Origin of the sequence: Amycolatopsis solani (genome assembly GCF_033441515.1) — a bacterium.
GTDB lineage: Bacteria > Actinomycetota > Actinomycetes > Mycobacteriales > Pseudonocardiaceae > Amycolatopsis > Amycolatopsis solani.
The window spans coordinates 2,279,127-2,304,966 of record NZ_JAWQJT010000002.1; the positions used below are offsets into that span (position 1 = coordinate 2,279,127).

Consider the following 25,840-nt stretch of genomic DNA (forward strand, 5'->3'; position numbering starts at 1 on the left):
CCCATGACGGGCGCTTTGTCCGGGATCCGGGTGCTCGACACCGCCACCCTGTTCGCCGGCCCGCTGGCCGCGACGCTGCTGGGCGACTTCGGCGCCGAGGTGATCAAGATCGAGCACCCGAACGGCGACCCGGTCCGCAGCCACGGCGCGCAGCGCGACGGCGTCGGCCTCTGGTGGAAGATGCTCGGCCGCGGCAAGAAGGCGATCACCCTCTACCTCGGCTCCCCCGAGGGCCAGGAGGTCTTCAAGAACCTGGTAGCCGACGCCGACGTCGTCGTCGAGAACTTCCGCCCCGGCACCCTCGAGCGCTGGGGCCTCGGCTACGACGTCTTGAGCGAGATCAACCCTGGTCTGGTGCTGACGCGCGTCACGGGATTCGGGCAGATCGGCCCGTACGCCAAGCGGCCCGGCTTCGGCACGCTCGCCGAGGCGATGAGCGGGTTCGCCGCCATCACCGGCGAACCGGACGGCCCGCCGACGCTGCCGCCGTTCGGCCTGGCCGACGGCATCGCCGCGCTGACCACCGCCTACGCCGTGATGACCGCCCTGCGGGCCCGGGACCAGACCGGCCGCGGCCAGGTCGTCGACCTCGCCATCATCGAGCCGATCCTCACGCTGCTCGGGCCGCAGATCATCGCCTACGACCAGCTCGGCACCCTCCAGCCGCGCACCGGCAACCGGTCCACGAACAACGCACCGCGCAACACCTACCGCACCCGCGACGGCAGCTGGGTCGCCATCTCCACCAGCGCCCAGTCCATCGCCGAACGCGTGATGCGGCTGGTCGGGCGGCCGGAGCTGATCGACGAGCCGTGGTTCGCCAGCGGCGCCGAACGCGCGAAGCACGCCGACCTGCTCGACGACGCCGTCGGGTCGTGGATCGCTTCGCGGGACCGTGACGAAGTCGTGAAGGCGTTCGAGGAGGCCCAGGCCGCCGTCGCGCCGATCTACACCGCCGCCGACGTCATGACCGACCCGCAGTTCGCGGCCCTCGACAGCATCACGACGGTCGACGACGACGAGCTCGGGCCGGTGAAGATGCAGAACGTGCTGTTCCGGCTGTCGGAGACCCCCGGGCGGATCACGTCGGCCGGGGCGCCGCTGGGCGCGCACACCGCCGAGGTGCTCGGCCGCCTCGGGCTCGGCGAGCCGGAACTCGCCGCCCTGCGCGAAAAAGGCGTGATCAAGTGAACGAAGTCGTGCGCAGCTGGCTCTATGTGCCCGCCGACCGGCCCGACCGGATCGCGAAGGCCCTCGCCGGCCCGGCGGACGCCGTGATCATCGACCTCGAAGACGCCGTCGCCGCGGCGGCGAAGGACGAGGCCCGGCGGAACGCGCAGTCCGCTTTGGACGGTGGTGCGACTGCGTTCGTCCGGATCAACGCGCCGGGCACCGACGCCGGTGAGGCCGACATCAAGGCACTGCGCGGCGCCGCGGGCGTTCGGGTACCCAAATGCGAAGACCCCGGTGAGCTGCGCCGGGTCGCCGACGCGCTCGGCGTGCCGGTGTACCCGGTGCTGGAATCCGCGCTGGGCGTGGAAAACGCCCTGGACATCGCCACCGCGCACCCGCTCGTCGCCGGGATCTCCCTCGGCGAGGCCGACCTCGCCGCGGACCTGCGCGTCGCCGGTGGGGACGCACTGACCTGGCCGCGCTCGCGGGTGGTCGTCGCGGCGCGGGCGGCCGGGCTGCCGAGCCCGGTGCAGAGCGTCTGGACCGCCGTGCGCGACCTCGACGGCCTGCGCGCCAGCACCGAAGCCGGGCGGGCGGCCGGGTTCTTCGGGCGGTCGGTGATCCACCCCGCCCAGATCCCCGTGGTGCACGAGGTGTGCGCGCCCGACCCGGCCGAGACCGCCTGGGCGAGCGACCTGCTCGACCACCTCGAAACGACCGGGTCGGCGGCCTGGATCGACCACCACGGACAGTTCGTCGACGCCGCGATCGTGGCCCGCGCCCGCTGGGTGCTCGCCCTCGCGGGAGAAAGGGAAGGCCAGCACTCATGACACGTCCCCAGGATCCGCTGCTGTCGGCGATCGCCGGCGGGGTCCGGCTGATCGAGCTCGGGCAGCCGTTCTTCACCGGCATGCCCTGCTCGCCGAACCACCCCGGGTTCCGGATGACGCTGATCCGCCGCCACGGCGACATGCGCCGCCCGGACGGCGGCTCGGCCGCCAACGAGATCATCGTGACCGGCGGGCACGTCGGCACCCACATCGACGCGCTCTCGCACGTCAGCCACGACGGCAAGCTGCACGGCGACGTCGACGCGGCCGAGGCTCAGCAGGGTGGCGTGTTCCGCACGCACGGCGCGGAAAACCTGCCCGGCCTGTTGCGCCGCGCGGTGCTCCTGGACGTGGCCGCGGTGCACGGCGTCCCGACACTGGAGCCGGGCTACGGCGTCACGGCCGACGACCTCGACGCCGCCGCGAAGCGGGCCGGCACCGAGCCCGGCGCCGGTGACGTCGCGTTGATCCGCACCGGCTGGGCGCGGAACTTCGACGACGCGGTTTCCTACATGGGCAAGGAAACCGGCGTCCCCGGCGCGACGACGTCGGCGGCGGAGTGGCTGGCGGCCCGCGAAGTCGTCGCGACCGGCGCGGACACCACGGCGTACGAGCAGATCTCGGCCGGAGCCGGGCACGCCGTGCTGCCGGTGCACCGGATCCTGCTGGTGGAGTCCGGGATCTACATCCTGGAGCACCTGAACCTCGAAGCCATCGCGGCCGAAGGCGTGCACGAGTTCGCGTTCGTGCTGGCGCCGCTGCGGATCGTCGGCGGCACCGGCTCGCCCGTGCGTCCCCTCGCGGCGGTGAGCGCATGACCGGCACCATCGTGCAGCAGCTGGCCGCGTTCGCCGCGTCGGTGCGGGCGAAGGGACTGCCGCCGGAGCTGCGGGACGACGCCGCGCGGCGCGTCCTGGATGTTCTCGGCAACAGCCTGGCCGCCACCGCCGAAAAGCCCGCCGCGGCCGTCGGCGCGCTGGTGCGGGAGTGGGGCGGCGACGGCCGGGCGACGGCGATCGGCACCGGCGACCGGCTGCCCGAGCCGAGCGCGGCCCTGCTCAACGGCACCCTCGCGCACTCGCTCGACTTCGACGACACGCACCTGCCGTCGGTGCTGCACCCGTCGGCGTCCGTGGTCCCGGCGGCGCTGGCCGTCGCGGAGGCCCGCGGCGCGACCGGGGCGCAGCTGCTGGACGCGATCGGCGTCGGCGTCGAGATCACCGTGCGGCTCGGGATGGCGGGCTACGACGAAGAACTCGGCAACTCGGTGTTCTTCGAACGCGGCCTGCACGCGACGGCGATCTGCGGCGCCCTGGGCACGGCCGCGGCCGCGGCGATGCTGTCCGATGTGTCCGCAGAAGGCATCGCCGACGCCATCGGGATCGCGGCCAGCATGGGCTCGGGCCTGCTGGAAGCCAACCGCACCGGCGGCACGGTGAAGCGCGTCCACTGCGGCTGGGCGGCCCACGCGGCGGTGACGGCGGCGGGCATGGCCCGCCACGGCATCACCGGCCCGCCCACGGTCCTGGAGGGCCGGTTCGGCCTGCTGCAGGCGTTCTGCGGTGACCAGTCCGATGTGGACGCGATCGTCGACGGCCTCGGCGAGCGCTGGGAGCTGCCGGGCATCTTCTTCAAACCCTACCCGTGCAACCACTTCACCCACGCCGGCATCGACGCGGCCCGCCGGCTGCGCGACCGCGGTGTCGACCCGGCGGAGATCGTTTCCCTGGAACTGGGCGCGCCGACGGCGGTGCTGCGGACGATCGCCGAGCCGCGCGAGGACAAGATCCGGCCGAAGTCCGGCTACCACGCCGCGTTCTCCGGCCCGTACACGGTGGCCGCCGGCCTGCTGGGCGGCGGCGGGCTCGGTGTCTTCCACGACGACTTCACCGACGAAGCCGCCGCGGACCCGGCACGGCTGGAGCTGGCGGCCAAGGTGCGCTGCGTCCCGGACGCCCGGTGCGACGAGATCTTCCCCCACCAGTTCCCGGCGGTCCTGCGGGTGCGGCTGCGAGACGGCCGGGAGCTCGAGGAACGCGTCGACGCGAACCGTGGCGGGCCGGAAAACCCGCTGTCGGCGGAAGAACTGGCGACGAAGTTCCGGCTGAACGCGGCGCGGGTCCTGCCGGACGAGGTCAGCGCGCGGATCACGGAGCTGACCTACGGGCTCGCGGAACTGGCCGACCTCACCGAGCTGACCACCCTGCTCCGCACCTGAGATCCCCGGCTGCCCGGCACGCCCGGGCAGCCGGGCCGGGGCTCAGCCCACCAGCCGCGGGAACAGGTCCCGCACCGCGCGCCGGAAGTCGTCGAGAGCCGTCTCGGCCCCCGCGAGGTACCCCAGCAACGCTTGCTGGAAGAGCCCGTCGAACAGGGCGTAGGCCTCGGCCGGACGGCAGCCCGGCTCGGCGCCGGCGAGCTCGGCGTAGGCCGAAACGTTGCGCCAGATCATGTCCTGCAGGCCCTCGTCGATCTCGGCGACGTCGGCGCGGAACGCTTCTTCGAACATCGCCTGCGTGCGCAGGTCGTACCACAGGCGGTGCATGAGCGGGGCTTCTTCGAGCGCGACGGCCAGCCCGTCGGCGCAGGCGGCGGCGAGTTCGCCGGGGGTGGCGACCTCGCCGACCCCGCCCTCGTAGCGCTGCACGCACGCGTCCTTGTACCGCCGCACGCAGTAGGTGATCAGCTCGACCTTGTCGGCGAAGTAGTAGTGCAGCAGGCCGTGCGAGAACTTCGTGTGCTCCGCGATCGTGCGGAGGCTGGTGCGGGCGTAGCCGAGGTCGGCCAAGGCGAGGAGCGCCGCGTCGGCCAGTTCCCGGCGGCGGTCCTCGAACTTGTCGGCACGGCGCGTCACCGCGGCTGCGCTGGTCACCGGCCGAACATACCATCGAGCGCTTCTCTGACCAATCGTCCAAGAAAATCTTGACATTCGTCCAAACGGCGGCCAAGGTCGTGTCCAGCCACCGGCGAGTTCGAGAGGGACGACGATGTCTCTGTACTTCTACCTGGAAAAAGGCGCTTCCCTGGACCCCGGGGCGCCCTGCCTCACCCTCGACGGGGAATCCCGGTCCTACGGCGAAGTCGTCGAGCTCGCCGAGGCCGTCGCCCGGGCGCTGCGCCGCTCGGGAGTCGCGCCCGGCGACAAGGTCGGCATCCTCTCGGCCAACGACCCGACCGCGTTCACCTGCGTCTTCGGCATCTCCCGGGCGGGCGCGGTGTGGTGCCCGATCAACCCGCGCAACGCCGCCGGCGAGAACGCGGAACTGCTGGACCTGTTCGACTGCGGCACCCTGGTCTTCCAGCCGGCGTTCGAGGAGCTGGTTCGTCAGATCGCCCCGAAGCTCCCCAAGCTGACCACCCTCGTCCGGCTCGGCGACGGCGACGACTTCGCACCGGGCTTCGCGGACTGGGTCGCCGCCGCCCGCGACGACCCCGGCGCCGCGGCTCCGCAGCCCGAAGGCGTCGTCGCCCTGGTCGGCACCGGCGGCACCACCGGACGACCCAAGGGCGTCATGCTCACCGACCGCAACCTCGAGGTCATGTCGGCGATCACGCTGATGAGCTACCCGTTCGAGGGGCGCCCGGTGTACCTGGCCCTGGCGCCGCTGACGCACGCTGCCGGCGTGCTCTGCTTCCCGGTCCTCGCCCGCGGCGGCGAGGTCGTGATCATGCCCAAGCCCGACGTCGGCCGCTTCCTGGAGCTGATCGAACGCCACGGCGTCACCCACACGTTCCTGCCGCCGACGCTGATCTACATGGTGCTCGGCCACGAAGCCCTCGACCGCACGGACCTCTCGTCCCTGCAGTGCTTCTGGTACGGCGCGGCTCCGATGTCGACCGCCCGGCTGACCGAAGCCCTCGAGCGCATCGGGCCGATGGCCCAGCTGTTCGGCCAGTCCGAAGCGCCGATGATGATCTCGACGATGGCGCCCGCGGACCACCGCCACCCCGACGGCACCGTCCACACCGGACGGCTGGCCTCGGCCGGGCGCCCCTCGCCGCTGGTCACCGTCGCGATCCTCGACGACGAGGGCCGGCCGGTACCGCAGGGGGAACGCGGGGAGATCTGCGTGCGCGGCTCGCTGGTGATGGCCGGCTACTACCGCGACCCCGGGGCGACGGCGGAGGCGTCCGCGCACGGCTGGCACCACACCGGTGACATCGGCTTCCTCGACGACGAGGGCTTCCTCCACATCGTCGACCGGGCCAAGGACATGGTCATCACCGGCGGCTTCAACGTCTACTCCGCCGAGGTCGAACAGGCGGTGATGGCCCACGACGCCGTGCGCGACTGCGCCGTGATCGGGCTGCCCGACGACAAGTGGGGCGAACGCGTCACCGCCGTCGTGCAGCTGCAGCCCGGCCGGGACCTCGACACCGGCGAGCTGATCGCGTTCGTCAAGGACCGCATCGGCAGCGTCAAGGCGCCGAAGCAGATCGAAATCTGGCCGGAGCTGCCGCGCTCCACCGTCGGCAAAGTCTTGAAAGCCGACATCCGCTCCACCTTCACCGAACGCAGCAAGGAGGCTGTCCGACCATGAAACTCGCGCTCTACCTGCCGAACTTCCGGGACAAGGTCACCGTCCGGGAGCTCGAAGACCTCACCGCACTCGCCGAAGACCTCGACTTCGACTCCGTCTGGACGCTCGACCGGATCATCGTGCCGGAGTCGTCGGACCGAGGGGAAATGCAGTACCCCTTCGGCATGCTCGACGAAATGGGCAAGCAGCTCCCGGTGAGCTCGCGGGGCGAGTTCCTCCAGGGCATGCCGCTGCTCCCGTGGCTCGCCGCGAAGACCTCGAAGGTCCGGATCGGCATGAGCATCATCGACACGCCGTACCGCTCCCCCGGCGTGCTCGCCGCGGAGCTGGCCACCATCGACCACCTCTCGGGCGGGCGGCTCAACGTCGCCGTCGGCTCCGGCTGGATGCCGGAGGAGTTCGCCGCCGCCAGCGCCGCGCACATCTTCCCCAAGCGGCACAAGCACGTGCGCGAAACCCTGGAGATCATGCAGGGCATCTGGACCAACGAGGTTTTCGAATACCACGGCGAGTTCGCCGACTTCGAGCCGGCCGGGTTCGGCGCCAAGCCGGTGCAGAAGCCCCACCCGCCGATCTTCTTCAGCGGCCTCAAGGACCCGAAGCGCTCGGCCAGCCGCATCGCCAAGTACAACCTGTCGGGCTGGATCGGGATCCAGGACTCGCCCGAGGACATCCGGCGGTGGCGCACCGAGATCCAGCGCGAGCTCGACCAGCTCGACACCAAGCGGTCGGTCGACGACCTCGAGATCTCCAGCATGATCTGGTTCGTCATCACCGACCAGGACATGGACCAGACCCCGCGGGGCAAGGGCACCAACCTGCTCGTGGGGTCGGCGGCGCAGATCACCGACCAGCTCAAGCGGTACAAGGAAGCCGGACTGACGATGCCCTTCCTGTGGCCGCCGTTCGCGGACGTCCCGGTCGCGAAGACACTGGACGACCTGAAGCGCCTGAAGGAAGAAATCCTGCCCAAGATCGAAGCGATGTGAGAGGAACCAGCATGCCCGAACTCGAGGGAAAGCGCGTCTTCGTCACCGGCTCGGGTGCGGGGATCGGCAAGGCGATCGCGGCGCTGTTCATCGAACGCGGCGCGAAGGTAGTCGTGAGCGACCTGAACGCCCTCTCGGCCAAGCAGACGGCCGAAGAGATCGGCGCGGCCGGCGTCGCCAACTGCGACGTCACCGACGAAACCCAGGTCCAGACCGCGATCCAGCAGGCGGTCGAGATCCTCGGCGGTCTCGACGTCCTGGTCAACAACGCCGGCATCGAGGTGGCGTCGCCGCTGCTGCAGCAGTCCACGGAGAGCTTCGACAAGATCTTCGCGGTCAACGTGCGCGGCACGTTCGTGACGATGAAGGCGGCGACCCCGCACCTGGTGGAGTCCCAGGGGAACATCGTCAACATCGCGTCGATCGCCGGGGTCGGCGGCAGCCCGCTGCTCGGCTCCTACTGCGCGACGAAGGCCGCGGTCATCCAGCTCACCCGCGTCGCCGCGGTGGAAATGCGCCCGGCGGGCATCCGGGTCAACGCGGTCTGCCCCGGCTTCGCCGACACCGCCATGGTCGAGCGGCTGGTACCCGACTTCGAGGCGGCGACCCAGGTGCCCTTCGGCGACCTCGTCGCGGCGAAGCAGGGCCGGCTCGGCACGCCGCAGGACATCGCCGAGGTGGCGGCGTTCCTGGCGTCCGACCGGGCGAGCTGGGTCACCGGCAGCCACTACGTCCTCGACGGCGGCCTGACCGCGTCGCTGGTCTGACGCCTGGCCGGCGGGCCCGGTCCGGGCCCGCCGGCGACGTCACCGGGTGCAGGCGAAACTCGACGCGCTGCCCGGATCACCGCCCCGGTACCGGGGCCAGCCGGGGTACTCGCAGAGCGGCCGCGTGCGGGCGTGGGTCAAGTCGGTGACGACCTGGTTCCCCGGTGCCCGGCCGCTTTCGACCCAGCGTTCGAGCGCCGTGAGCGAGTCCCAGCCGGCGGCGAGCGCCGGCGTGCCGAAGTTGGCGTGGTTCGCGCCCGGTACGACGTAGTAGCGCAGGAACGCGTCAGTGGCCCTGGGACCCGCGACCGCGCGCACCCGCTCGTAGTAGTCGCTCGTCGAGTACGGGGAAACGAGTTCGTCCGCCGCGCCGTGCATGAGGATCAGCTTGCCGCCCGCCCGCGCGAACGGGCGCAGGTCGGCGTTGTTGCGGTCCTCGATCGTGGACAGCAGGTTGATCCGGTCGAGCCACTTGCCCGGGCGCCGCGGGTCGATCTCGAGCGAGTTCTGCCCCGGGTCGCGGGTCAGGAAGTACTTGACCCACTGGTCCCAGTACTGCATGCCGTACCCGCTCGTCACCGGCATCGGGTTCGCGGGCGCGGTGGTGCCGAACCCGAGGAACGGCGTCCGCATGTCCGCCCCGGAAAGGAACGGGAAGCCCGGGTACTGCGTTTCGCCGCTGGCCACCCGGTACGGCCACCGGAACGGTGTCGACATGGCGACCACGGACCCGATCTGCGGATCCGACAGGCACGCCGGGCCGGTGTCGGCGCCGGCCGGGCAGCGAAGCGCGCGCGGGTCGAAGTGGCAGCCGCCGGGGTTCGAGACGATGCCGTCCACGACGCCGTCCAAGCCGTCGCACGCCTTGACGACGCTGTCGTACACCAGCTTCTGCTTGTCGGGCCCGGGAAACGCGCCGGGCCGCGAAAGCACCTGCGTCAGGTACCCGAGGTCCAGGATCTCGGCGAGGTTGTTCCAGGCGGGGTAGGCCGAAATCACCCCGTCGAACGCGGCCGGCCACCGCTGGGCGACGTTGAGGGCTTCGCGGCCGCCCGTCGACCCGCCGGCGAAGTAGACCTCCGCGGGCTTGGTGCCGTAGGCGTGGCGGATGAGGAACAGGCTCGCGTCCCGCGTCTTCTTGAGCGCGTCCCCGGCGGCGAAGTTGACGAGTGCCTCGTCGTTCGCGCCGAACGAGCCGTCCAGCGACGGCGGGGCGGCCGGGTTCTGCTGGTGGCCGGAGTCGCTCGCGAACGTCGCGTAGCCGCGGGCCAGCGGCACCGGCCGGTCGGCGGGCCCGAACGGCACGTTCGCCGTCACGTCGGGGATGGTGCCGTTGTAGCCGCCACCGCCGAACATCAGCGCCTTGCCGTTCCAGCCGGCGGGCAGCGCGACGCGCAGCTTGATGGCGGGCGCGGCCGGGTCGACCGGGAAGAGGTCGGCGTCGGCCTGGCAGTACCGGCCGGCCGGGCCGGTCACTTCCGCGGCCGCCGTGACGCGGCCGCCGGTGGTCGGCAGGCTCATCGCCGACGCGGGGATCTTCAGCTGCCGCAGCCCGGCGCACTCCGGGGCGGTCGCCGCGGTGGCGGTCCCGGCGGCGGGGATCGCGGTGGCGATCAGCACCGCGGCCGCCACCGCGGCGAACCGGCGAATTCTCTTCACACTGGCCTCCTTTCCGGGCGTTCAGCGGTAGAGGTGGGCGCCGGGGACGGCGTTCGGGTCGGACCGGACCTCGGCGGGGTTCGTCTCGGGCAGGAACCACGCGCTGGCGAAGGTGATCAGCCCCATCAGCGTGATGTAGGCGGCGACCGGCCAGGTGCTCCCGGTTTCCGCGATCAGCGCCGTCATCAGGAACGGCGTGCCGCCGCTGACGATGATCGCGGAGAGCTGGTAGGCCAGCGAAGCGCCCGAGTAGCGCACGCCGGGGGCGAACAGCTCGCCGAGGAAGCTCGCGATCGGGCCGTAGGTGAGGCACTGGAACACGAACCCCACCGCCACCGCGACGAAGATCAGCGGCAGCGACGCGGTCCCGACCAGCCCGAAGTACGGGAAGCCCCAGGCGGCGACACCCAGGCCGCCGATGAGGATCAGCGGGCGGCGCCCCACCCGGTCGGAGAAGTGCCCGGACCACGGGATGGTCGCCAGCATCGCCGCGGAGGCGAGCAGGACGACCGCCAGCAGGGCGTCGCGCTTGAGCCCGAGCGATCCCGTGCCGTAGCTCAGCAGCCCGGAAATGCTGACGTAGAACAGGCTGTTGGTGGCGGACAGGAGCCCGCAGCCGAGCAGGATGGTGCCCCACTTGCCGCGGATCACCTGCGCGAGCGGCGCGCGGACCACCGCGGCTTCCGGCTTCGCCGTTTCCGTTTCCCGTTGCAGCTCGCGGAATTCCGGCGTGTCCTCGACCTTGGCCTGGATGTAGAGCACGACCGAGAACATCACGACGCTGAGCAGGAAGGGGATGCGCCAGCCCCAGGTGAGGAAGGCGTCGTCCGGCATCAGGCCGCTGGCGGCCACGAAGATCAGGTTCGAGAGGATCACCGCGACCGGGACGCTGGTCTGCCCGAAGGTCCCGGCGAAACCACGTCGCTTCGGACCGGCGGATTCGGTCAGCAGCAGCATGATGCCGCCCCACTGGCCCCCGGCCGCGAGCCCCTGGACGAAGCGCAGGGTGACCAGCAGGATCGGCGCCAGCGGGCCGACGGCCGCCGCGCTGGGCAGGCAGCCGATCAGGAAGGTCGCGGCCCCCATCAGCGCCAGGCACGTGACGACCACCGGCTTGCGCCCGTACTTGTCCCCGAGGTGCCCGGCGAGCACACCGCCGATCGGCCGCGCCACGAACCCCGCCCAGAACGTGCTGAAGGCGAGCAGGGTCCCGGTCAGCGCCGAGGACTGCGGGAAGAACACCTTCGGGAACACCAGCGCGGCGGCCGTGCCGTAGAGGAAGAAGTCGTACCACTCGATCGAGCTGCCGATGAGTCCCGCGGCCAGCAGTTTGCGGAAGGATCGGCGCCGGGTAGCGGACACGCCGGCGTCGGCGTGGCCGGGCTGCCCTTCGGGCTGGGTGAGCGGAATGGCCATGGATGCCGCCTTCGTCGATGAGTGCAGCCGGGTGATGGCGGTCATGCTAAGACGCCGTCACCGCGTCGACGGAGGTGCGGACCACCCACTCCTGGCCCCGCAACGGTGGGGCTTTCTTCCACCCCGGGCCGTGGCAGGATGGCGGGGTGACCACCGGCCCGCTCGAACGACGGCAGCGCGAACTGGCGTCGTTGTACGCCACCGTCAAGTCGCTCACCGCGCTCGGCGGGCTCGACGAGGTCCTGCAGTCGATCGTGCACCACGCCCACGACCTGATCGGCACGGACTTCACGTACCTTTCGCTGGTCGGCGCGGACGGGCGGCTGACGGCCCGCGCGTCCGAAGGCACGATCTCCGCGGAGTTCCTCGCGGCGGCGATCCCCGCGACCGTCGGGCTCGGCGGCAAGGTGCTGGCTTCGAAGAGCCCGCACTGGGTGCGCGACTACGCCACCTCGACCCGCATCCGGCACGACCGGAACTTCGACCGCCTGGTGGGCACCGAAAAACTGGTGGCGCTGCTCGGGGTCCCGCTGGTCATCCGAGGCGAGGCAGTGGGCGCGCTGTTCGCCGCGGACCGCGCCGAACGGTCGTTCCGGGCCGACGAGATCGCGCTGCTGAACGCGTTCGCCGACCACGCCGCGGTCGCCCTCGACAACGCCCGCCTCTACGAAGCGAGCCGGACGGCGTTGCAGGAGCTGCAAAGCGCGTACCGGAAGATCGAGCGGGCGCAGGCGATCCACGAAGCGCTGACCGGTGTCGTGCTGGGCGGCGGGACGCCGGGCGACGTCGCGCAGCTCCTCGCCGACCAGCTGGGCGGGAGCGTCACCCTGCTGGACCGGACCGGCACCACCCTCGTGCACCAGGATTCCGCGTCGGGCGCGTGTCCACTGGAGACGGACCTGGCCGAAGCCGTCGAGGAGGCCCGCCGCACGGGCCGCTGCGCGGTGCGGCCCGGCCCCACCGTCCGCAGCGTGGCCGCCATCCAGGCCGGCGACAGCTACCTCGGCGCACTGGCGTGGAGCCGGCGGGCGGCCGTCCCGGACGACACGGACCTGCGCACCCTCGAGCGGGCCACGCACATCCTGGGCCTGCTGATCCTCAAGGAGCGGGCGGTGGCCGAGGCCAGCGAGCGGCTGAGCGGCGAGCTGCTCACCGAGTTCCTGGTCGGCGGCCCGGGCATCAGCCCGGCCCAGCGCGCCCGCACCCGCGCCCGCGGCATCGACCCCGACCGCCTGGACCTGGTCCTCGTCGCGGATTCCCCGGCGGTGTCGCCGACCGACCTGTCCCGCCGCCTGCACGACATCGCCCGCGACCGCTCCGGCCTCGCCGGCGAACACCTGGGCCGGGCCACGATGATCCTGCCGGGCACCGACGCCGAACGGACCGTCCAGGAAGTCCACAGTGGACTACGCCGCTCCGTGGGCGGCCCGGTCACGGTCGTCGCGGAAGGCGCGGCCGACCACGACTGGGCCCGGGCGTTCGCATTGGCCGCCCGCTGCGGCGCGGTGATGCGGGCGATCGGCCACACCGACACCGGCGCCACGACGGCCGGCTACGCGTTGTACGCGATGGTGTTCGACCCCGAGCGAGCCGGCGAACTGGACCGGTTCCTCACCGGCGCGATCGGCCCGCTCCTCGACCACGACCGCCAGCGCGGCACGGATCTGGTTGCGACCTTGGGTGCGTACTACGAGAACCGAGCCAACGTGGCGGCGACGGCGCGGGCCCTGCACGTCCACGTGAACACGCTGCTCAAGCGGCTGGACCGCGCCGGGACGATCCTGGGCGTCGATTGGCGGCAAGGCAACGATCTGGAGCTGCAGCTCGGCCTCCGCCTGCACCAGCTCCGGACGACGATCGCCTGAAGCCGCTCAGGCGATCCGCACCGCCTCGCGCAGTTCCGTTTTGGACAGCTTGCCCGTGCCCGTCTTCGGCAGCGTGGCCATGAACACGAACTCGTCCGGCAGCCACCACTTCGCGACCATCGGCCCCAGGTGCCGCGTCAGCTCATCGGCCGTGGCGGTCGTGCCCGGGTGCAGGACGACGTACGCGACCGGGCGTTCCATCCAGCGCGGGTCCGGGCGGCCGATCACCGCGACCTCGGCGACGGCGGGGTGGGCGGCGATGGCGGCTTCCAGCTCGACCGACGAAATCCACTCGCCGCCGGACTTGATCAGGTCCTTCATCCGGTCGACGAGCCGCAGGTAGCCGTGCGCGTCGATGGTGGCGAGGTCGCCGGTGCGCAGCCAGCCGTCGGCGGTGAAGCTTTCCGGGGTGTCCACGCGGAAGTAGCCGCCCGCCACCCAGGGGCCCGACACCTGCAGCTCGCCGATCGCGGTGCCGTCGCGGGGCAGCTCGCGGCCGGTCTCGACGTCGACGATCCGCACGTTCACCAGCGGCAGCGGCTGGCCCTGCGCCGCGCGCACGGCCACCTGCTCCGCCGGGGTCGCGTCGCGGTGCTGGGTGCGCGTGCCGCCGATGACGCCGACCGGGCTGACCTCCGTCATCCCCCAGGAATGCGTGATGGGCACGCCGGTCGCCGCGCGGAAGGTCTCGGACAGCGCCGCGGGCACCGCCGAGCCGCCGCCGAGCAGGAAGCGCGTGGCGCTCAGGTCGTGGTCGCGCAACGTGGGCGCCATGCTCGTCCACACCGTCGGCACCGCGCCCGCGACCGTCACCCGCTCGGCCGCCATCAGCCGCAGCAGGTGGTCCGGCTCCGCGGACGCGCCGGGCAGGACCAGCGCGGCGCCCGCCATCATCGCGCCGTAGGGCAGGCCCCAGGCGTTGGCGTGGAACATCGGCACGATCGGCATGACGACGTCGCTCTCGCGGAGGCCGATCAGGCCCGCGGCCAGGGTGCCGAGGCAGTGCAGGACCGTGGAGCGGTGGCTGTAGAGCACGCCCTTGGGCCGCCCGGTCGTGCCGGAGGTGTAGCACAGCCCGGACGCCAGGTTCTCGTCCGCGAGCGTGAACGCGTCCTCGAACGAGCCGGTGTGCGGCTCGGCGCCGTCGAGCAGCTCGTCGTAGTCGCGGACGCGCGGGTCCGCCGGGATCTCGGTGTCGGTGCCGTCGGGCAGCACCACCCAGTGCCGCACCCCCGGCAGCCGCGCGGCGCTCGGCCAGATCCGCGGCAGCAGCCCGCGGTCGACGAACACGACGTCGTCCCCGGCGTGGCCGACGATGTACTCGAGGTGCTCCGGGGACAGCCGGATGTTGAGCGAGTGCAGCACCCGCTTGGTGGCCGGCACGCCGAGGTAGAGCTCGAGGTGGCGCCGGTTGTTGCTCGCGAACGTCGCGACCCGGGCGCCGATCGGGACGCCGAGGGCGTCGAGCGCGCCGGCGAGGCGCCGGGCCCCGCCGGTCACGTCGGCGTACGTGCGCCGCTCGGCGTCCGCGGTGACGACTTCCTTGTGCGCGTAGAGCCGCTCGGCCCGCTCCAGGATGTGGGCGATGGTGAGCGGCCGCGGCTGCATCAGCCCGTCCAGGACTTCGTTCTCGTCGCGCATGTCGAGTGACCCTAGGCGCGGTTCCGGCCCCGGCAGAGGTCGGAACCGTCCACTCGTTCCCCCTTCCCGGCGGTGTTTCCACCCACTCGCCGCGGTCGTCCTAGTGCCCGGCGCCCGTCAGCCGCTGCGCGGCCGGATCCCCGAGATCGACGCGGTTGCTCTCGCGCAGCGCCAGCACGCAAACCACCGTCAGCAGGCAGCAGGCCGCGATCACCGCGGAGATCAGCACCGTGCCCGAGCCGGCGAGCGCCGCGAAGACGACCGGCGCGATCCCGGCGCCCAGCCCGGCGATCTGGTAGCCGAGCGACGCGCCGGTGTAGCGGGTGCGCGTGGCGAACAGCTCCGTGTACAGCGCGGCCAGCGGCCCGTACATCGCCGGGTGCGCGATCGACTGCCCCAGCACGACCCCGAGCGTCAGCAGCGCGGCCGAGCCGGAGTCGATCAGCGGGAAGAGCACGAAGCCGACCACGCCGGTGGCGACGGCTCCGGCGACCACGACGGGACGGCGCCCGACGCGGTCGGACAGCGCCGAAAACCCGATGATGCCGAACACCGCGCCGACCGAAGACACCGTGATGGCGTTGAGCACGGTCTGGCGGGAGAAGCCCGCGTGTACGGCGTAGGAGAGGACGTACGTGGTGAGCGTGCCCTGCGCGACGAACGCGGCGAAGCCGACGCCGATCGCCAGCAGCAGGTTCTTCGGGTGGTGGCGCAGGACTTCCAGCAGGGGCGCGCCGGCCCGCCGTTCCGTCGCGGCGAAGACCGGGGTCTCGTCGACCTTCAGCCGGACGAACAGCCCGACCGCCAGCAGCACGACGCTGAGCAGGAACGGGACCCGCCAGCCCCAAGCGAGGAACTGCGCGTCGGTGGTCACCGCGCCCATGAGGGTCAGCAAGAGCGTGGAGACCACCATCCCGCTGGGCGCCCCGGCGTTGGTGAAGCTCGCCCACAGCCCGCGGCGGCTGGTCGCGTGCTCGGCCGACATCAGCACCGCGCCACCCCATTCACCGCCGACGGCGACGCCCTGCAGCACGCGCAGCACGATCAGCAGCACCGGCGCCCACACGCCGATCTGCGCGTAGGTCGGCAGGAGGCCGATGAGCGTGCTGGCGACGCCCATCATCGTCATCGTGATGACGAGCATCCGCTTGCGCCCGAGCAGATCGCCGAAGTGCCCGAAGACGATGCCGCCGATCGGGCGCGCGAGGTAGCCCGTGGTGAACGTGCCGAGGCTGGCGATCGTGCCGGCCACCGGGTCGAGGTTGGAGAAGAACACCTTGTTGAAGACCACCGCCGACGCGGTGGCGTAGAGGAGGAAGTCGTAGTACTCGATCACGCTGCCGAAGTAGCTGGAGAGCACCGCGCGGCGCAGCTGCGCCCGCGAGCGGAGGTTTTCTGCCATTGAGCCCTGCCTCGTCGCCGACCCCGCGTGACCCGCGTCACGCCGCGACGAACGTTAAGCACTTCGGTGACGGCGGTCAAGGCTCTGCCCAACGTCGAGGCGGGCTTATGCTCGCGAGGTGACCGACCTGGCCGCTCCCGCCGCCGCCGAAAGCCTCGGCGCCGACACCCCGCGTCCCCAGACGCTGCTGCTCACGTTCTTCGGCGGCCACGTCCTCGACCGCGGGATCCACGTCGCCACCGCGAGCGTCATCGACGTCCTGGACCGCGCCGGCGTCTCCGAGCACGCCACCCGCTCGACGCTGAGCCGCATGGCGCGGCGCGACCTGCTGCACCGCGTGCGCCGCGGCCGCCACGTCTACCTCGGCCTCACCGCCCACTCCCGCGCGATCCTGCACGACGGCGAGCGCCGCATCTGGCGCACCGGCGCGGTCAACCGGCAGTGGGACGGCACGTGGACACTGCTCGGGTTCTCGATGCCGGAGTCGTGGCAGCGCCAGCGCCACGCCCTGCGCTCACGCCTGCTGTGGGCCGGCTTCGGCAGCCTCCAGGGCGGCCTGTGGATCGCTTCCGGCGAGGTGGACCCGGTCCCGCTGCTCGACGGCCTCGGCGCCGACGGCCACGTCAAGGTGTTCCAGGCCCGCGCCCTGCCGCCGACCGACATCGCGGGGATCGTCCGGGAGGCGTGGGACGTCGACGGGCTGGCGGCGCGCTACCGCGCGTTCCTGACCCGCTGGCAGGACCCGGCCGCCCAGGCCTCGGACAGCCTCGCCCGCGACCTGCTCCTGGAGTCGGATTGGCTCCGAACCATCCGCGACGACCCGCGGCTGCCCCGGGAGCACCTGCCATCGGACTGGCCGGCGGAGCCCGCGCAGGAGTTGTTCCACGCGCTCAGCGCGGAGTTGAAGCCGGCGGCACGGGCGATCGCGGCGGACTTGCTCGACTCGATCACGGACGAACAGGCCGACGGCTGACGACAGAGGGCACCTGCTACGGCCTGGACGGTGGCGCGCCGAGGCTCCCGGCCGCGGCTCGAACGGCAGTGCGTCCGGCGGGCCCGAGCGACCCGGCGGCCACCGGCACCGGCGCGCGTCTGCACTGCGGCCGCGGCCCAGCGGCCTCGGCCACGAACCTCCCGCACAGCGCCACCTTTCGGTGCGACTCGGCGGCCACCGGCATCGGCGGGCGCCCGCAGCCCGGCCGCAGCCCCGACGCCAGCGGCCCGACGCCAGCGGCCCGGCGACCGGCGACCGGCGACCGGCACCGGCGTGCGCCCGTGTCCCAGCGATCACCACCTCACCGTCCACTCAGGACGGCCCCGCCATTCATCGATCCCGCAGCTGAATCCCAGCGAAACTGTGCGTTGGACTCCCGCCCGCACCAGGCGAACACTCGACGCATGCACCCGTCGAACAGCCAAGACAGCGAGGCGTCAGACCTGGCCCGGCTGCTGCGGCAGTTCGGGGTCCGCGCCCTCGTGCTCGGCGGCGTCGTGGCTGTCGCCGGGTGGACCACCGTCGCGATGGCGCTCGTGCTCGCCGGGTGTGGGTTGCTCTTCGCTCGCGTGCGGTGACCTCCCGGCCAGCAGGTGCGCCAGCAGCGCGCGGGCGGCCGGGTTCGCCGGGGTCGGTCCCCGGCCCGCCAGGTGGATCGAGCGGCTGAAGCCCGGCTGGCCGATGCGGGCGAACGGCAGCCCGGACTTCTCCGCGACCGGCCGCGGGACGATCGACACCCCGAGCCCGGCCGCCACCAGGTCGACCAGCAGGGGCATGTGCGTCGCCTCGCAGACGCGGTGCTGGCGGACGCCCGCGTCCGCGAAGCGGCGGGCCACCATCACCTCGATGCCGCTGCCGCTGAAGTCCACGAACGGCTCGCCCGCCAGTTCGGCCAGCCGGATCCGGTCGCGGGCGGCGAGGCGGTGGCCGGGGTGGCACAGCAGCACCAGGTCCTGGGTCCAGCTCGCGAAGCTGTACACATCATCCGCCAGCCCGTCGGCGGCCGCGAGGAAGGTCAGGTCCAGTTCGCCGTTGGCGATGCCCGCCGTCAGGTCGAAGACCGTGCTCTCGCGCACGTGGATCCGGACGCCCGGGTAGCGGACCCGGAACTCCCCCAGCTTCGACGGCAGGTCCACCACGGTCAGCGTCTGGATCGTCCCGATCGACACCCGCCCGCGCGTCAGCCCGGTCACCGCCGCCACCTCGCCGCGTGCGGCCACGACGTCGGCGACGATGCGGTGCGCCAGCGGGAGCAGCGCCCGGCCCGCTTCGGTGAGCGCGACGCGGCGGGTCGTGCGGTCGAACAGCGCGGCGCCCAGTTCGCCTTCGAGCTTCCGGATCGACGCGCTCAAGGCCGACTGCACCACGTGCACGTCCTGCGCCGCCCCGGTGAAACTCCCGTTCCGCACCACCGCGAGGAAGTGCTCGACCTGCCGCAGCTCCATCCGCCGACTCTAGACCGGCCGCGGCACCGTGGCGGTCACATCACGGTGCGTATCCGCCGCCACCCATCCAGGCAATCACTCGTACGTGTCAAATCCCGCCCCACACCGCCTCGAATGCCGCAGCGCGCACTACAGCCTGTCCGCAAATAGCGAAAACTTTCCCGTCCCGGCGTTCACGACAAGGTGGCCGCACAGCCGGTGATCACTTTTCGCGCATCCGCCGGACCCTCGCCGACACGCGGATTCCTTGCCCCGCGTGACGATTTTGATAGCGTGGCCGGGATTTCTCCCCGCGGCACCGGACCACCGTCCCGTTCCGCGCTCTCCCTTCCGTTGCGGTGAAAGGAAATTCCTGATGCGCACCACCCTGCTCCGAGCCGGGAGCCTGGCCGGGGTGACGGCCGCCGTCCTCGCCGCTTCCGCCGGTGTCTCCGCCGCCGACGACACCGTCGCCGGATCCGCTTTCGGCGCCTCCGCCACGGTTTCGCTGCTGCCCGGCGTGCTCACCGCGAGCAAGGGGATCACCGTCGAGACCGGGCAGCTCGCCGCGTCGCGCAGTGGCGGACCGGCGTCGGCGAGCGTCGCCGACGTGCCGCTCGAGGGCGTCGTGACGGCGAAGGCGATCAGCAGTTCCGTGGTCGACGGCGCCGGGACCGTGGCCGCGAAGGCGAGTGTCGCCGAGGCGACGCTGCCCCTGCTCGCGACCGTCGCCGGGCGGGTGCCGTCGATCCGGCTGATCAGCGCGCGCTGCGCGTCCGCCGACGGGCACGTCACCGGCAGCAGCGACCTCGCCGGCGTGAACCTCGGCCGGCTCGGCACGCTGCCCGCCGCCACCGGCCCGAACCAGCGGCTCGGGATCCCCGGCGTGGCCGAGGTGATCGTCAACGAGCAGGTCCAGCGCTACGACGGCGCCCTCGAAATCACCGCGCTGCACGTCAAGCTCCTCGACGGCGACGCCAAGAAGCTCGGCAGCGGCGACGTCAAGCTCGCCTCGGTGACCTGCGGCCCGTCGAAGGAACGCGCCCCCGAAGCGCCCCCGCGGCCGGGTGGGCCCGGGCAGGTCGTCGTGATCCCCGCCGGTGCCCCGCAGACCGGTGACGGCACCCTCGCGGCAGAGGGCTGAGCCAATGACAGCCGCGCCGAGACCCCGCCGCCTGCTGATCGTCCTCCTCTCCCTGCTGCTCGCCGCCGCGTGCGGCACCCCGGCGCCGTCGGCGTCCCCCGCGTCCTCCGCGTCACCGGGGAACGAAGCACCCGTCGCCGGCGTGACGCGGTCACTGCCGACCGCGCTCGACGTCCCGGCCATCGACGCCCGGTCGTCGCTGGTGTCGCTGGGCCTCAACCCCGACCGGACCGTCGAGGTGCCGCCGGTCGACCAGCCCCTGCAGGCCGGCTGGTACGAATACGGCCCCACGCCGGGCGAGGCCGGGCCGGCGGTGATCCTCGGCCACATCGACGGCGCCCACCGCAAGGGCATCTTCTGGCGGCTGCACGAACTCAAGCCGGGCGAGGAAGTGCACGTCGACCGGGAAGACGGCGGCCGTTTGACGTTCGCGGTGACGAAGGTGGAGCAGATCGCCAAGAAGGAGTTCCCCACCGAAGCCGTGTACGGCAACACGACCGACCCGGAACTGCGCCTCATCACCTGCGGCGGCCGCTACGACGCGGCGAACCGGAACTACCTCGACAACGTCATCGTCTACGCGAAGCTCAAACGCTGAGTGGCCGCGTCCGGAATGGAGTGAATGACTCATTCATGTCGTCAGGTGACATGAATGAGTCATTCACGACATCCGGGCGGGTACCGAAACACTGCGGTCGCCGACCGGCGTGACCCGGTTTACGCTCGGCAGAGCCTGGGTAGCCGGGCGGGGACCGTGAGCGGGAGGTGACGTGGGACCGCGCAAGTGGCTTGATTCCTGGCCGGTGTACCGCCAGCTCACCGGCGCCGACCCGCTCGGCCGCGGCAAGGCCGCCGAGTCCCCGCGGTCGGAAGCCCTCGCCCCGCGCACCGCGAGCGCCGACCGGGTCGCCAAGTCCGTCTGCCCCTACTGCGCCGTCGGGTGCGGGCAGCAGGTCTTCGTCAAGGACGAGCGGGTCGTGCAGATCGAAGGCGACCCGCACAGCCCGATTTCGCGCGGCCGGCTCTGCCCGAAGGGCTCGGCCAGCAAGCAGCTGGTCACCGGGCCGCACCGGGAGCAGACGGTCCGGTACCGCGCGCCCTACGCCACCGAGTGGACCGACCTCGACCTCGAAACCGCGCTCGACATGGTCGCCGACCGGGTGCTCGACGCGCGGCGCAAGGGCTGGCAGGACACCGACGGAAACGGTGCGCCGCTGCGCCGGACCACGGGCATCGCCAGCCTCGGCGGCGCCACGCTGGACAACGAAGAGAACTACCTGATCAAGAAGCTCTTCACCGCGCTGGGCGCGATCCAGATCGAAAACCAGGCGCGTATTTGACACTCCGCCACCGTTCCCGGTCTGGGGACTTCCTTCGGTCGCGGTGGCGCGACGGACTACCAGCAGGACCTGCAGAACGCCGACTGCGTCATCATCATGGGCTCGAACATGGCCGAGGCCCACCCGGTCGGGTTCCAGTGGGTGATGGAGGCGAAGGCCCGCGGCGCTCAGGTGCTGCACATCGACCCGCGCTTCACCCGGACGAGCGCGCTCGCCGACGCCCACGTGCCGCTGCGGGCGGGGACGGACATCGCCTTCCTCGGCGGGGTCATCAACCACATCCTGAGCAACGACCTGGACTTCCGCGAGTACGTCGTCGCCTACACCAACGCGTCCTTCCTGGTGCACGAGGACTACCGGGACACCGAGGACCTCGACGGCCTCTTCAGCGGCTACGACGAGGCCACGGCCGCCTACGACCCGGCGACCTGGCACTACCAGGACGCCGAGCCGCAGGACACCGGGCACAGCAAGGAAACCTCACCGTCGGACCAGCACGGCTCCGGTGGCCCGGCGCTCGAAGGCACCAACGAGGAGATCGCCGCCGACCCGACGCTGGAAGACCCCCGGTGCGTGTTCCAGATCCTCAAGCGCCACTTCGCCCGCTACACCCCGGAAATGGTCGAGGCGACCTGCGGGACGCCGAAGGAGCTCTTCCAGCGGGTCTGTGACGCCTGGACGAGCAACTCGGGCCGCGAACGGACCGCCGCGCTCGTCTACAGCGTGGGCTGGACGCAGCACAGCGTCGGCGCGCAGTACATCCGCGCGGGCTCGATCATCCAGCTGCTGCTGGGCAACATCGGCCGGCCCGGCGGCGGCGTGTTCGCGCTGCGCGGGCACGCGAGCATCCAGGGCTCGACCGACATCCCGACGCTGTTCAACCTGCTGCCCGGCTACCTGCCGATGCCCATCCCGGAGCAGCGCACGCTGGCCGACTACATCGACGCCGTCCGCGGCGACAAGCAGAAGGGCTTCTGGCGCAACGCCGACGCCTACACCGTGTCGCTGCTCAAGGAGTACTGGGGCGAAAAAGCCACCGCGGACAACGACTTCTGCTACGACTACCTGCCGCGGATCAACGGCGACCACGGCACCTACCGCACGGTCATGGACATGGTCGACGGCAAGGTGTCCGGCTACTTCCTGCTCGGGCAGAACCCGGCCGTCGGGTCCGCGCACGGCCGCCTGCAGCGGCTCGGCATGGCCAACCTCGACTGGCTGGTCGTCCGCGACCTGACGATGATCGAAAGCGCCACCTTCTGGAAGGACGCGCCGGAGGTCGAAACCGGCGAGATCACGCCGGAGACGTGCCGCACCGAGGTGTTCTTCTTCCCCGCCGCCTCGCACGTCGAGAAGGAAGGGACGTTCACCCAGACCCAGCGGATGCTGCAGTGGCGCGAAAAGGCCGTCGAACCGGCCGGGGACCAGCGCTCGGACCTGTGGTTCTTCTACCACCTCGGCCGCAAGCTGCGTGAGCGGCTGGCCGGGTCCGCCGACGAGCGCGACCGGCCGCTGCTCGACCTCGCGTGGGACTACGCGGTGCACGGCGACGAGCCGTCGGCCGAAGACGTGCTGCGGCGGATCAGCGGCCAGGACCTCACGACCGGCAAGGACGTCAGCGGCTACCTCGAACTCAAGGCCGACGGCAGCACCTCGAGCGGCTGCTGGATCTACAGCGGCGTCTACGCCGACGGCGTCAACCAGGCCGCCCGCCGCAAGTCCCGGTTCGAGCAGGACCACCTGGCCCTCGAGTGGGGCTGGGTGTGGCCGCTGAACCGGCGGGTGCTCTACAACCGCGCGTCGGCCGATCCGCAGGGCCGGCCGTGGAGCGAGCGCAAGGCACTGGTGTGGTGGGACGCCGACGCCGGCGAATGGACCGGCCACGACGTGCCCGACTTCGAGAAGACCAAGCCGCCGGACCACGTGCCGCCGCCCGGTGCGGTGGGCCCGGCCGCGCTGCGCGGCGACGACCCGTTCATCATGCAGGCCGACGGGAAGGCGTGGCTGTTCGCGCCGTCCGGGCTGGCCGACGGCCCGCTGCCGACGCACTACGAGCCGCACGAGTCGCCGTTCCGCAACCCCTTCTACACGCAGCAGGGCAACCCGGCGCGGAAGGTCTACGGCCGCCGGGACAACCCGTCGAACCCGTCGCCGCCCGAGGCGCACGGCGAGGTGTTCCCGTTCGTCTTCACCGCCGCGCGGCTGACCGAGCACCACACCGCGGGCGGGATGAGCCGGACCCTGCCGTACCTGGCGGAGCTGCAGCCGGACCTGTTCGTCGAGGTCTCCCCCCAGCTCGCGGAGCTGCGCGGGCTGGAACACCTGGGCTGGGCGCACGTCGTCACCTCGCGGGCGGCCGTCGAGGCGCGCGTCTTCGTGACCGACCGGATGCGGCCGCTGCGGGTGCAGGACCGGGTCGTGCACCAGGTGTGGATGCCCTACCACTGGGGCGGTTCCGGGCTGGTGCCCGGCGACGTCGTGAACGACCTGTTCGGCGTCGTGGTGGACCCGAACGTGTTCATCCAGGAGAGCAAGGTCGCCACCTGCGACGTCCGGCTCGGCAAACGGCCGCGCGGCGCCGCGCTCACCGCGTACCTCGCCGAGTACCGGGATCGCGCGGGCATCACGCCGGACACGGGTACCCAGGTGGCGACGGTGCACGAGACCCGGCACGTCGAACCCGGCCACGAGGAGGACGGCACGTGAGTATCGAAGACCGGCTGTCCGGCCCGCTGCCGGACGTCGCCGGGGAAGCCGGGCACGCCGGGCACCCGCCGCGGGTGGGGTTCTTCACCGACACGTCGGTGTGCATCGGCTGCAAGGCCTGCGAAGTGGCCTGCAAGGAGTGGAACGCCGTCCCCGAAGACGGGCTGGACCTGCTCGGGATGTCGTTCGACAACACCGGCGCGCTGGGCGCGAACACCTGGCGGCACGTGGCTTTCGTCGAGCAGCCGCACCCGCCGAGCGGGCCGTCCACCGCTCCCCCGCCGGCCACTGCCGAGGACCTCGGCATGCCGTCGTTCGACCTGCCGGGCGCGAAGACCGGGGCCGACGGGCGGACCGACTTCCGCTGGCTGATGGCGTCGGACGTGTGCAAGCACTGCACCCACGCCGGCTGCCTCGACGTCTGCCCGACGGGCGCGCTGTTCCGCACCGAGTTCGGCTCGGTCGTGGTGCAGCAGGACATCTGCAACGGCTGCGGCTACTGCGTTTCCGGCTGCCCGTACGGCGTCATCGACCGGCGGCCGGACGACGGGCGCGCGCAGAAGTGCACGCTCTGCTACGACCGGCTGCACGACGGCCTCGAACCGGCCTGCGCCAAGGCGTGCCCGACCGACTCCATCCAGTTCGGCGAGCTCGACGAGCTGCGCGAGCGGGCCGCCCACCGCGTCGAGCAGCTGCACGAACGCGGCGTCACCGAGGCCCGGCTCTACGGGCACGACCCCACCGACGGGGTCGGCGGCACCGGCGCGTTCTTCCTGCTGCTGGACGAACCCGAGGTCTACGGCCTGCCGCCGGACCCGGTGGTGCCGACCCGCGAACTGCCCGCGATGTGGAAGTACGCCGGGGTGGCGGCGTCGGCGCTGCTCGCCGCCGCCGTCGCCGCGTTCGGAGGACGCCGCCGATGAGTGCCCGCAAGCCCGGCCGCGCCCGCTCCCGCGAAGAGCTGATGGTGCCGGACGCCGAGTTCCAGTCCTACTACGGGCGGCCGGTGCTCAAGCCGCCGGTGTGGGAGTGGAAGGTGCCGGCCTACCTGTTCACCGGCGGGCTCGCGGCCGGCACGTCGCTGCTGGCCGCCGGCGCCGACCTGACCGGGCGGCCGCGGCTGCGCCGGGTGGGGCGAACCGGCTCGATGGCGGCGCTGCTGGCCAGCGTCTACCTGCTGGTCGCCGACCTCGGCCGGCCCGAACGGTTCCACCACATGCTGCGCGTCGCGAAACCGACGTCCCCGATGAGCGTGGGCACCTGGATCCTCACCGCGTTCGGGCCCGGGATGGGGATCGCGGCGGCCGCCGAGGTGCTGCCCGCCGGGCTGCGCCGCCGGTGGCCCGGCAAGCTCCTCGGCGCCGTCGCCCGCCCCGCCGGGCTCGCGTCGGCGCTCGTCGCCCCGGCGGTCGCGTCCTACACGGCGGTGCTGCTGTCCCAGACGGCGGTCCCGGCCTGGCACGAAGCCCATCCGCAGCTGCCGTTCGTCTTCACCGGCTCGGCGGCCGCGAGCTCCGGCGGCTTCGCGATGGTGCTGGTCCCGGTCGAGGAGGCGGGCCCGGCCCGCGCGCTGGCGGCGATGGGCGCGGTGGCCGAACTGGTGTCGTCGAAGGTGCTGGAGCAGCGGCTCGGCCTGACCGCGGAGGCGTACACGACGGGCAAGGCGCACCGGCTGCGGAAGTGGTCCGAGCGGCTGACCGCGGCGGGCCTGCTGGGTGCGCTCGCCGGGCACCGCAGCCGCGCGCTGTCGGTGGCCGCCGGTGCGGCGCTGTTCGCGGGGAGCGCGCTGCAGCGGTTCGGGGTGTTCGAGGCGGGCGTCGCGTCGACGAAGGACCCCAAGTACGTCGTCGTGCCCCAGCGGCAGCGCGCGGACGCGGCCGAGGGGTAGCGCGGCTTGACCGGCGGATCCACCCGCGATTAGGGTCGGCCTCCCCCTTGGTGTTAGCGCT

General features: G+C 72.2%; 20 protein-coding genes. 14 read left to right on the forward strand and 6 right to left on the reverse strand.

The genetic code is table 11. The features are described from left to right. The first annotated feature begins 3 nt into the window (after positions 1–3). The 4 genes from SD460_RS31045 to SD460_RS31060 are packed head-to-tail and all read left to right on the forward strand — an operon-like array spanning position 4 to position 4,221. On the forward strand, positions 4–1,191 hold the full coding sequence (locus tag SD460_RS31045; RefSeq protein ID WP_290057284.1) for a CaiB/BaiF CoA transferase family protein: 1,188 nt from the start codon (positions 4–6) through the stop codon (positions 1,189–1,191). Next, on the forward strand, positions 1,188–2,003 hold the full coding sequence (locus tag SD460_RS31050; protein WP_290057285.1) for an HpcH/HpaI aldolase/citrate lyase family protein: 816 nt from the start codon (positions 1,188–1,190) through the stop codon (positions 2,001–2,003). Before SD460_RS31045 ends, SD460_RS31050 begins: the two co-directional genes overlap by 4 nt. Beyond that, entirely contained in the window at positions 2,000–2,821 is an 822-nt protein-coding gene (locus tag SD460_RS31055; protein ID WP_290057286.1) for a cyclase family protein, read from the forward strand. Before SD460_RS31050 ends, SD460_RS31055 begins: the two co-directional genes overlap by 4 nt. Beyond that, positions 2,818–4,221 carry an MmgE/PrpD family protein gene (locus SD460_RS31060; protein ID WP_290057287.1) on the forward strand — a complete coding sequence of 468 codons (1,404 nt, stop codon included), beginning with the start codon at positions 2,818–2,820 and terminating at the stop codon, positions 4,219–4,221. Before SD460_RS31055 ends, SD460_RS31060 begins: the two co-directional genes overlap by 4 nt. Positions 4,222–4,263: 42 nt before the next feature. Here the strand turns inward: SD460_RS31060 and SD460_RS31065 are convergent, their stop codons facing one another. After that, entirely contained in the window at positions 4,264–4,875 is a 612-nt protein-coding gene (locus tag SD460_RS31065) for a TetR/AcrR family transcriptional regulator (RefSeq protein WP_290057288.1), read from the reverse strand. A 115-nt stretch (positions 4,876–4,990) separates the two neighbouring features. On the opposite strand from SD460_RS31065, the gene SD460_RS31070 reads away from it, so the two are divergent. The 3 genes from SD460_RS31070 to SD460_RS31080 are packed head-to-tail and all read left to right on the forward strand — an operon-like array spanning position 4,991 to position 8,300. Further along, positions 4,991–6,544, forward strand: a complete 1,554-nt coding sequence (locus SD460_RS31070; RefSeq protein ID WP_290057289.1) for an acyl-CoA synthetase — start codon at positions 4,991–4,993, stop codon at positions 6,542–6,544. Next, positions 6,541–7,533 (forward strand): LLM class flavin-dependent oxidoreductase, encoded by a 993-nt coding sequence (locus SD460_RS31075; RefSeq protein ID WP_290057290.1) that lies wholly within the window; start codon positions 6,541–6,543, stop codon positions 7,531–7,533. The genes SD460_RS31070 and SD460_RS31075 overlap by 4 nt, the downstream gene beginning before the upstream one ends. An 11-nt stretch (positions 7,534–7,544) precedes the next feature. After that, positions 7,545–8,300, forward strand: a complete 756-nt coding sequence (locus tag SD460_RS31080) for an SDR family NAD(P)-dependent oxidoreductase (protein WP_290057291.1) — start codon at positions 7,545–7,547, stop codon at positions 8,298–8,300. 39 nt (positions 8,301–8,339) lie between these two features. On the opposite strand, the gene SD460_RS31085 is transcribed toward SD460_RS31080, so the two are convergent. Continuing rightward, complete coding sequence (locus SD460_RS31085; protein WP_438860855.1) at positions 8,340–9,821, reverse strand: tannase/feruloyl esterase family alpha/beta hydrolase; 1,482 nt, start codon at positions 9,819–9,821, stop codon at positions 8,340–8,342. A gap of 159 nt (positions 9,822–9,980) precedes the next feature. After that, positions 9,981–11,420 carry an MFS transporter gene (locus SD460_RS31090; protein WP_290057293.1) on the reverse strand — a complete coding sequence of 480 codons (1,440 nt, stop codon included), beginning with the start codon at positions 11,418–11,420 and terminating at the stop codon, positions 9,981–9,983. Between the two features lie 101 nt (positions 11,421–11,521). Here SD460_RS31090 and SD460_RS31095 point away from each other — a divergent pair, with 101 nt between their 5' ends. Next, the gene (locus SD460_RS31095) at positions 11,522–13,240 is read left to right on the forward strand and encodes a helix-turn-helix domain-containing protein (RefSeq protein ID WP_290057294.1); all 1,719 of its coding nucleotides are present in this window, start codon (positions 11,522–11,524) and stop codon (positions 13,238–13,240) included. Positions 13,241–13,246: 6 nt separating this feature from the next. Here the strand turns inward: SD460_RS31095 and SD460_RS31100 are convergent, their stop codons facing one another. Both SD460_RS31100 and SD460_RS31105 read right to left on the reverse strand, forming a co-directional pair. Further along, positions 13,247–14,881 (reverse strand): long-chain fatty acid--CoA ligase, encoded by a 1,635-nt coding sequence (locus SD460_RS31100; protein WP_318307117.1) that lies wholly within the window; start codon positions 14,879–14,881, stop codon positions 13,247–13,249. Between the two features lie 100 nt (positions 14,882–14,981). Then, the gene (locus SD460_RS31105; protein WP_290057296.1) at positions 14,982–16,283 is read right to left on the reverse strand and encodes an MFS transporter; all 1,302 of its coding nucleotides are present in this window, start codon (positions 16,281–16,283) and stop codon (positions 14,982–14,984) included. A gap of 118 nt (positions 16,284–16,401) precedes the next feature. Here SD460_RS31105 and SD460_RS31110 point away from each other — a divergent pair, with 118 nt between their 5' ends. Then, positions 16,402–17,256 (forward strand): PaaX family transcriptional regulator, encoded by an 855-nt coding sequence (locus tag SD460_RS31110; RefSeq protein WP_290057297.1) that lies wholly within the window; start codon positions 16,402–16,404, stop codon positions 17,254–17,256. A 458-nt stretch (positions 17,257–17,714) separates the two neighbouring features. On the opposite strand, the gene SD460_RS31115 is transcribed toward SD460_RS31110, so the two are convergent. After that, entirely contained in the window at positions 17,715–18,722 is a 1,008-nt protein-coding gene (locus SD460_RS31115; protein WP_290057298.1) for a LysR family transcriptional regulator, read from the reverse strand. Positions 18,723–19,077: 355 nt separating this feature from the next. On the opposite strand from SD460_RS31115, the gene SD460_RS31120 reads away from it, so the two are divergent. From SD460_RS31120 to nrfD, 5 genes are all read left to right on the forward strand, one after another. Then, positions 19,078–19,845: a choice-of-anchor P family protein gene (locus tag SD460_RS31120; RefSeq protein ID WP_318307118.1), complete on the forward strand. Its 768-nt coding sequence runs from the start codon at positions 19,078–19,080 to the stop codon at positions 19,843–19,845. Between the two features lie 4 nt (positions 19,846–19,849). Continuing rightward, positions 19,850–20,443, forward strand: a complete 594-nt coding sequence (locus tag SD460_RS31125; RefSeq protein WP_318307119.1) for a class F sortase — start codon at positions 19,850–19,852, stop codon at positions 20,441–20,443. A gap of 172 nt (positions 20,444–20,615) precedes the next feature. Beyond that, on the forward strand, positions 20,616–23,891 hold the full coding sequence (gene fdh / locus SD460_RS31130; RefSeq protein ID WP_318307120.1) for a formate dehydrogenase: 3,276 nt from the start codon (positions 20,616–20,618) through the stop codon (positions 23,889–23,891). Continuing rightward, positions 23,888–24,814, forward strand: a complete 927-nt coding sequence (locus SD460_RS31135; RefSeq protein ID WP_290057302.1) for a 4Fe-4S dicluster domain-containing protein — start codon at positions 23,888–23,890, stop codon at positions 24,812–24,814. The genes fdh and SD460_RS31135 overlap by 4 nt, the downstream gene beginning before the upstream one ends. Then, positions 24,811–25,779, forward strand: coding sequence for an NrfD/PsrC family molybdoenzyme membrane anchor subunit (nrfD, locus tag SD460_RS31140; RefSeq protein ID WP_290057303.1), 969 nt, complete (start codon positions 24,811–24,813; stop codon positions 25,777–25,779). The genes SD460_RS31135 and nrfD overlap by 4 nt, the downstream gene beginning before the upstream one ends. Positions 25,780–25,840: the final 61 nt, after the last annotated feature.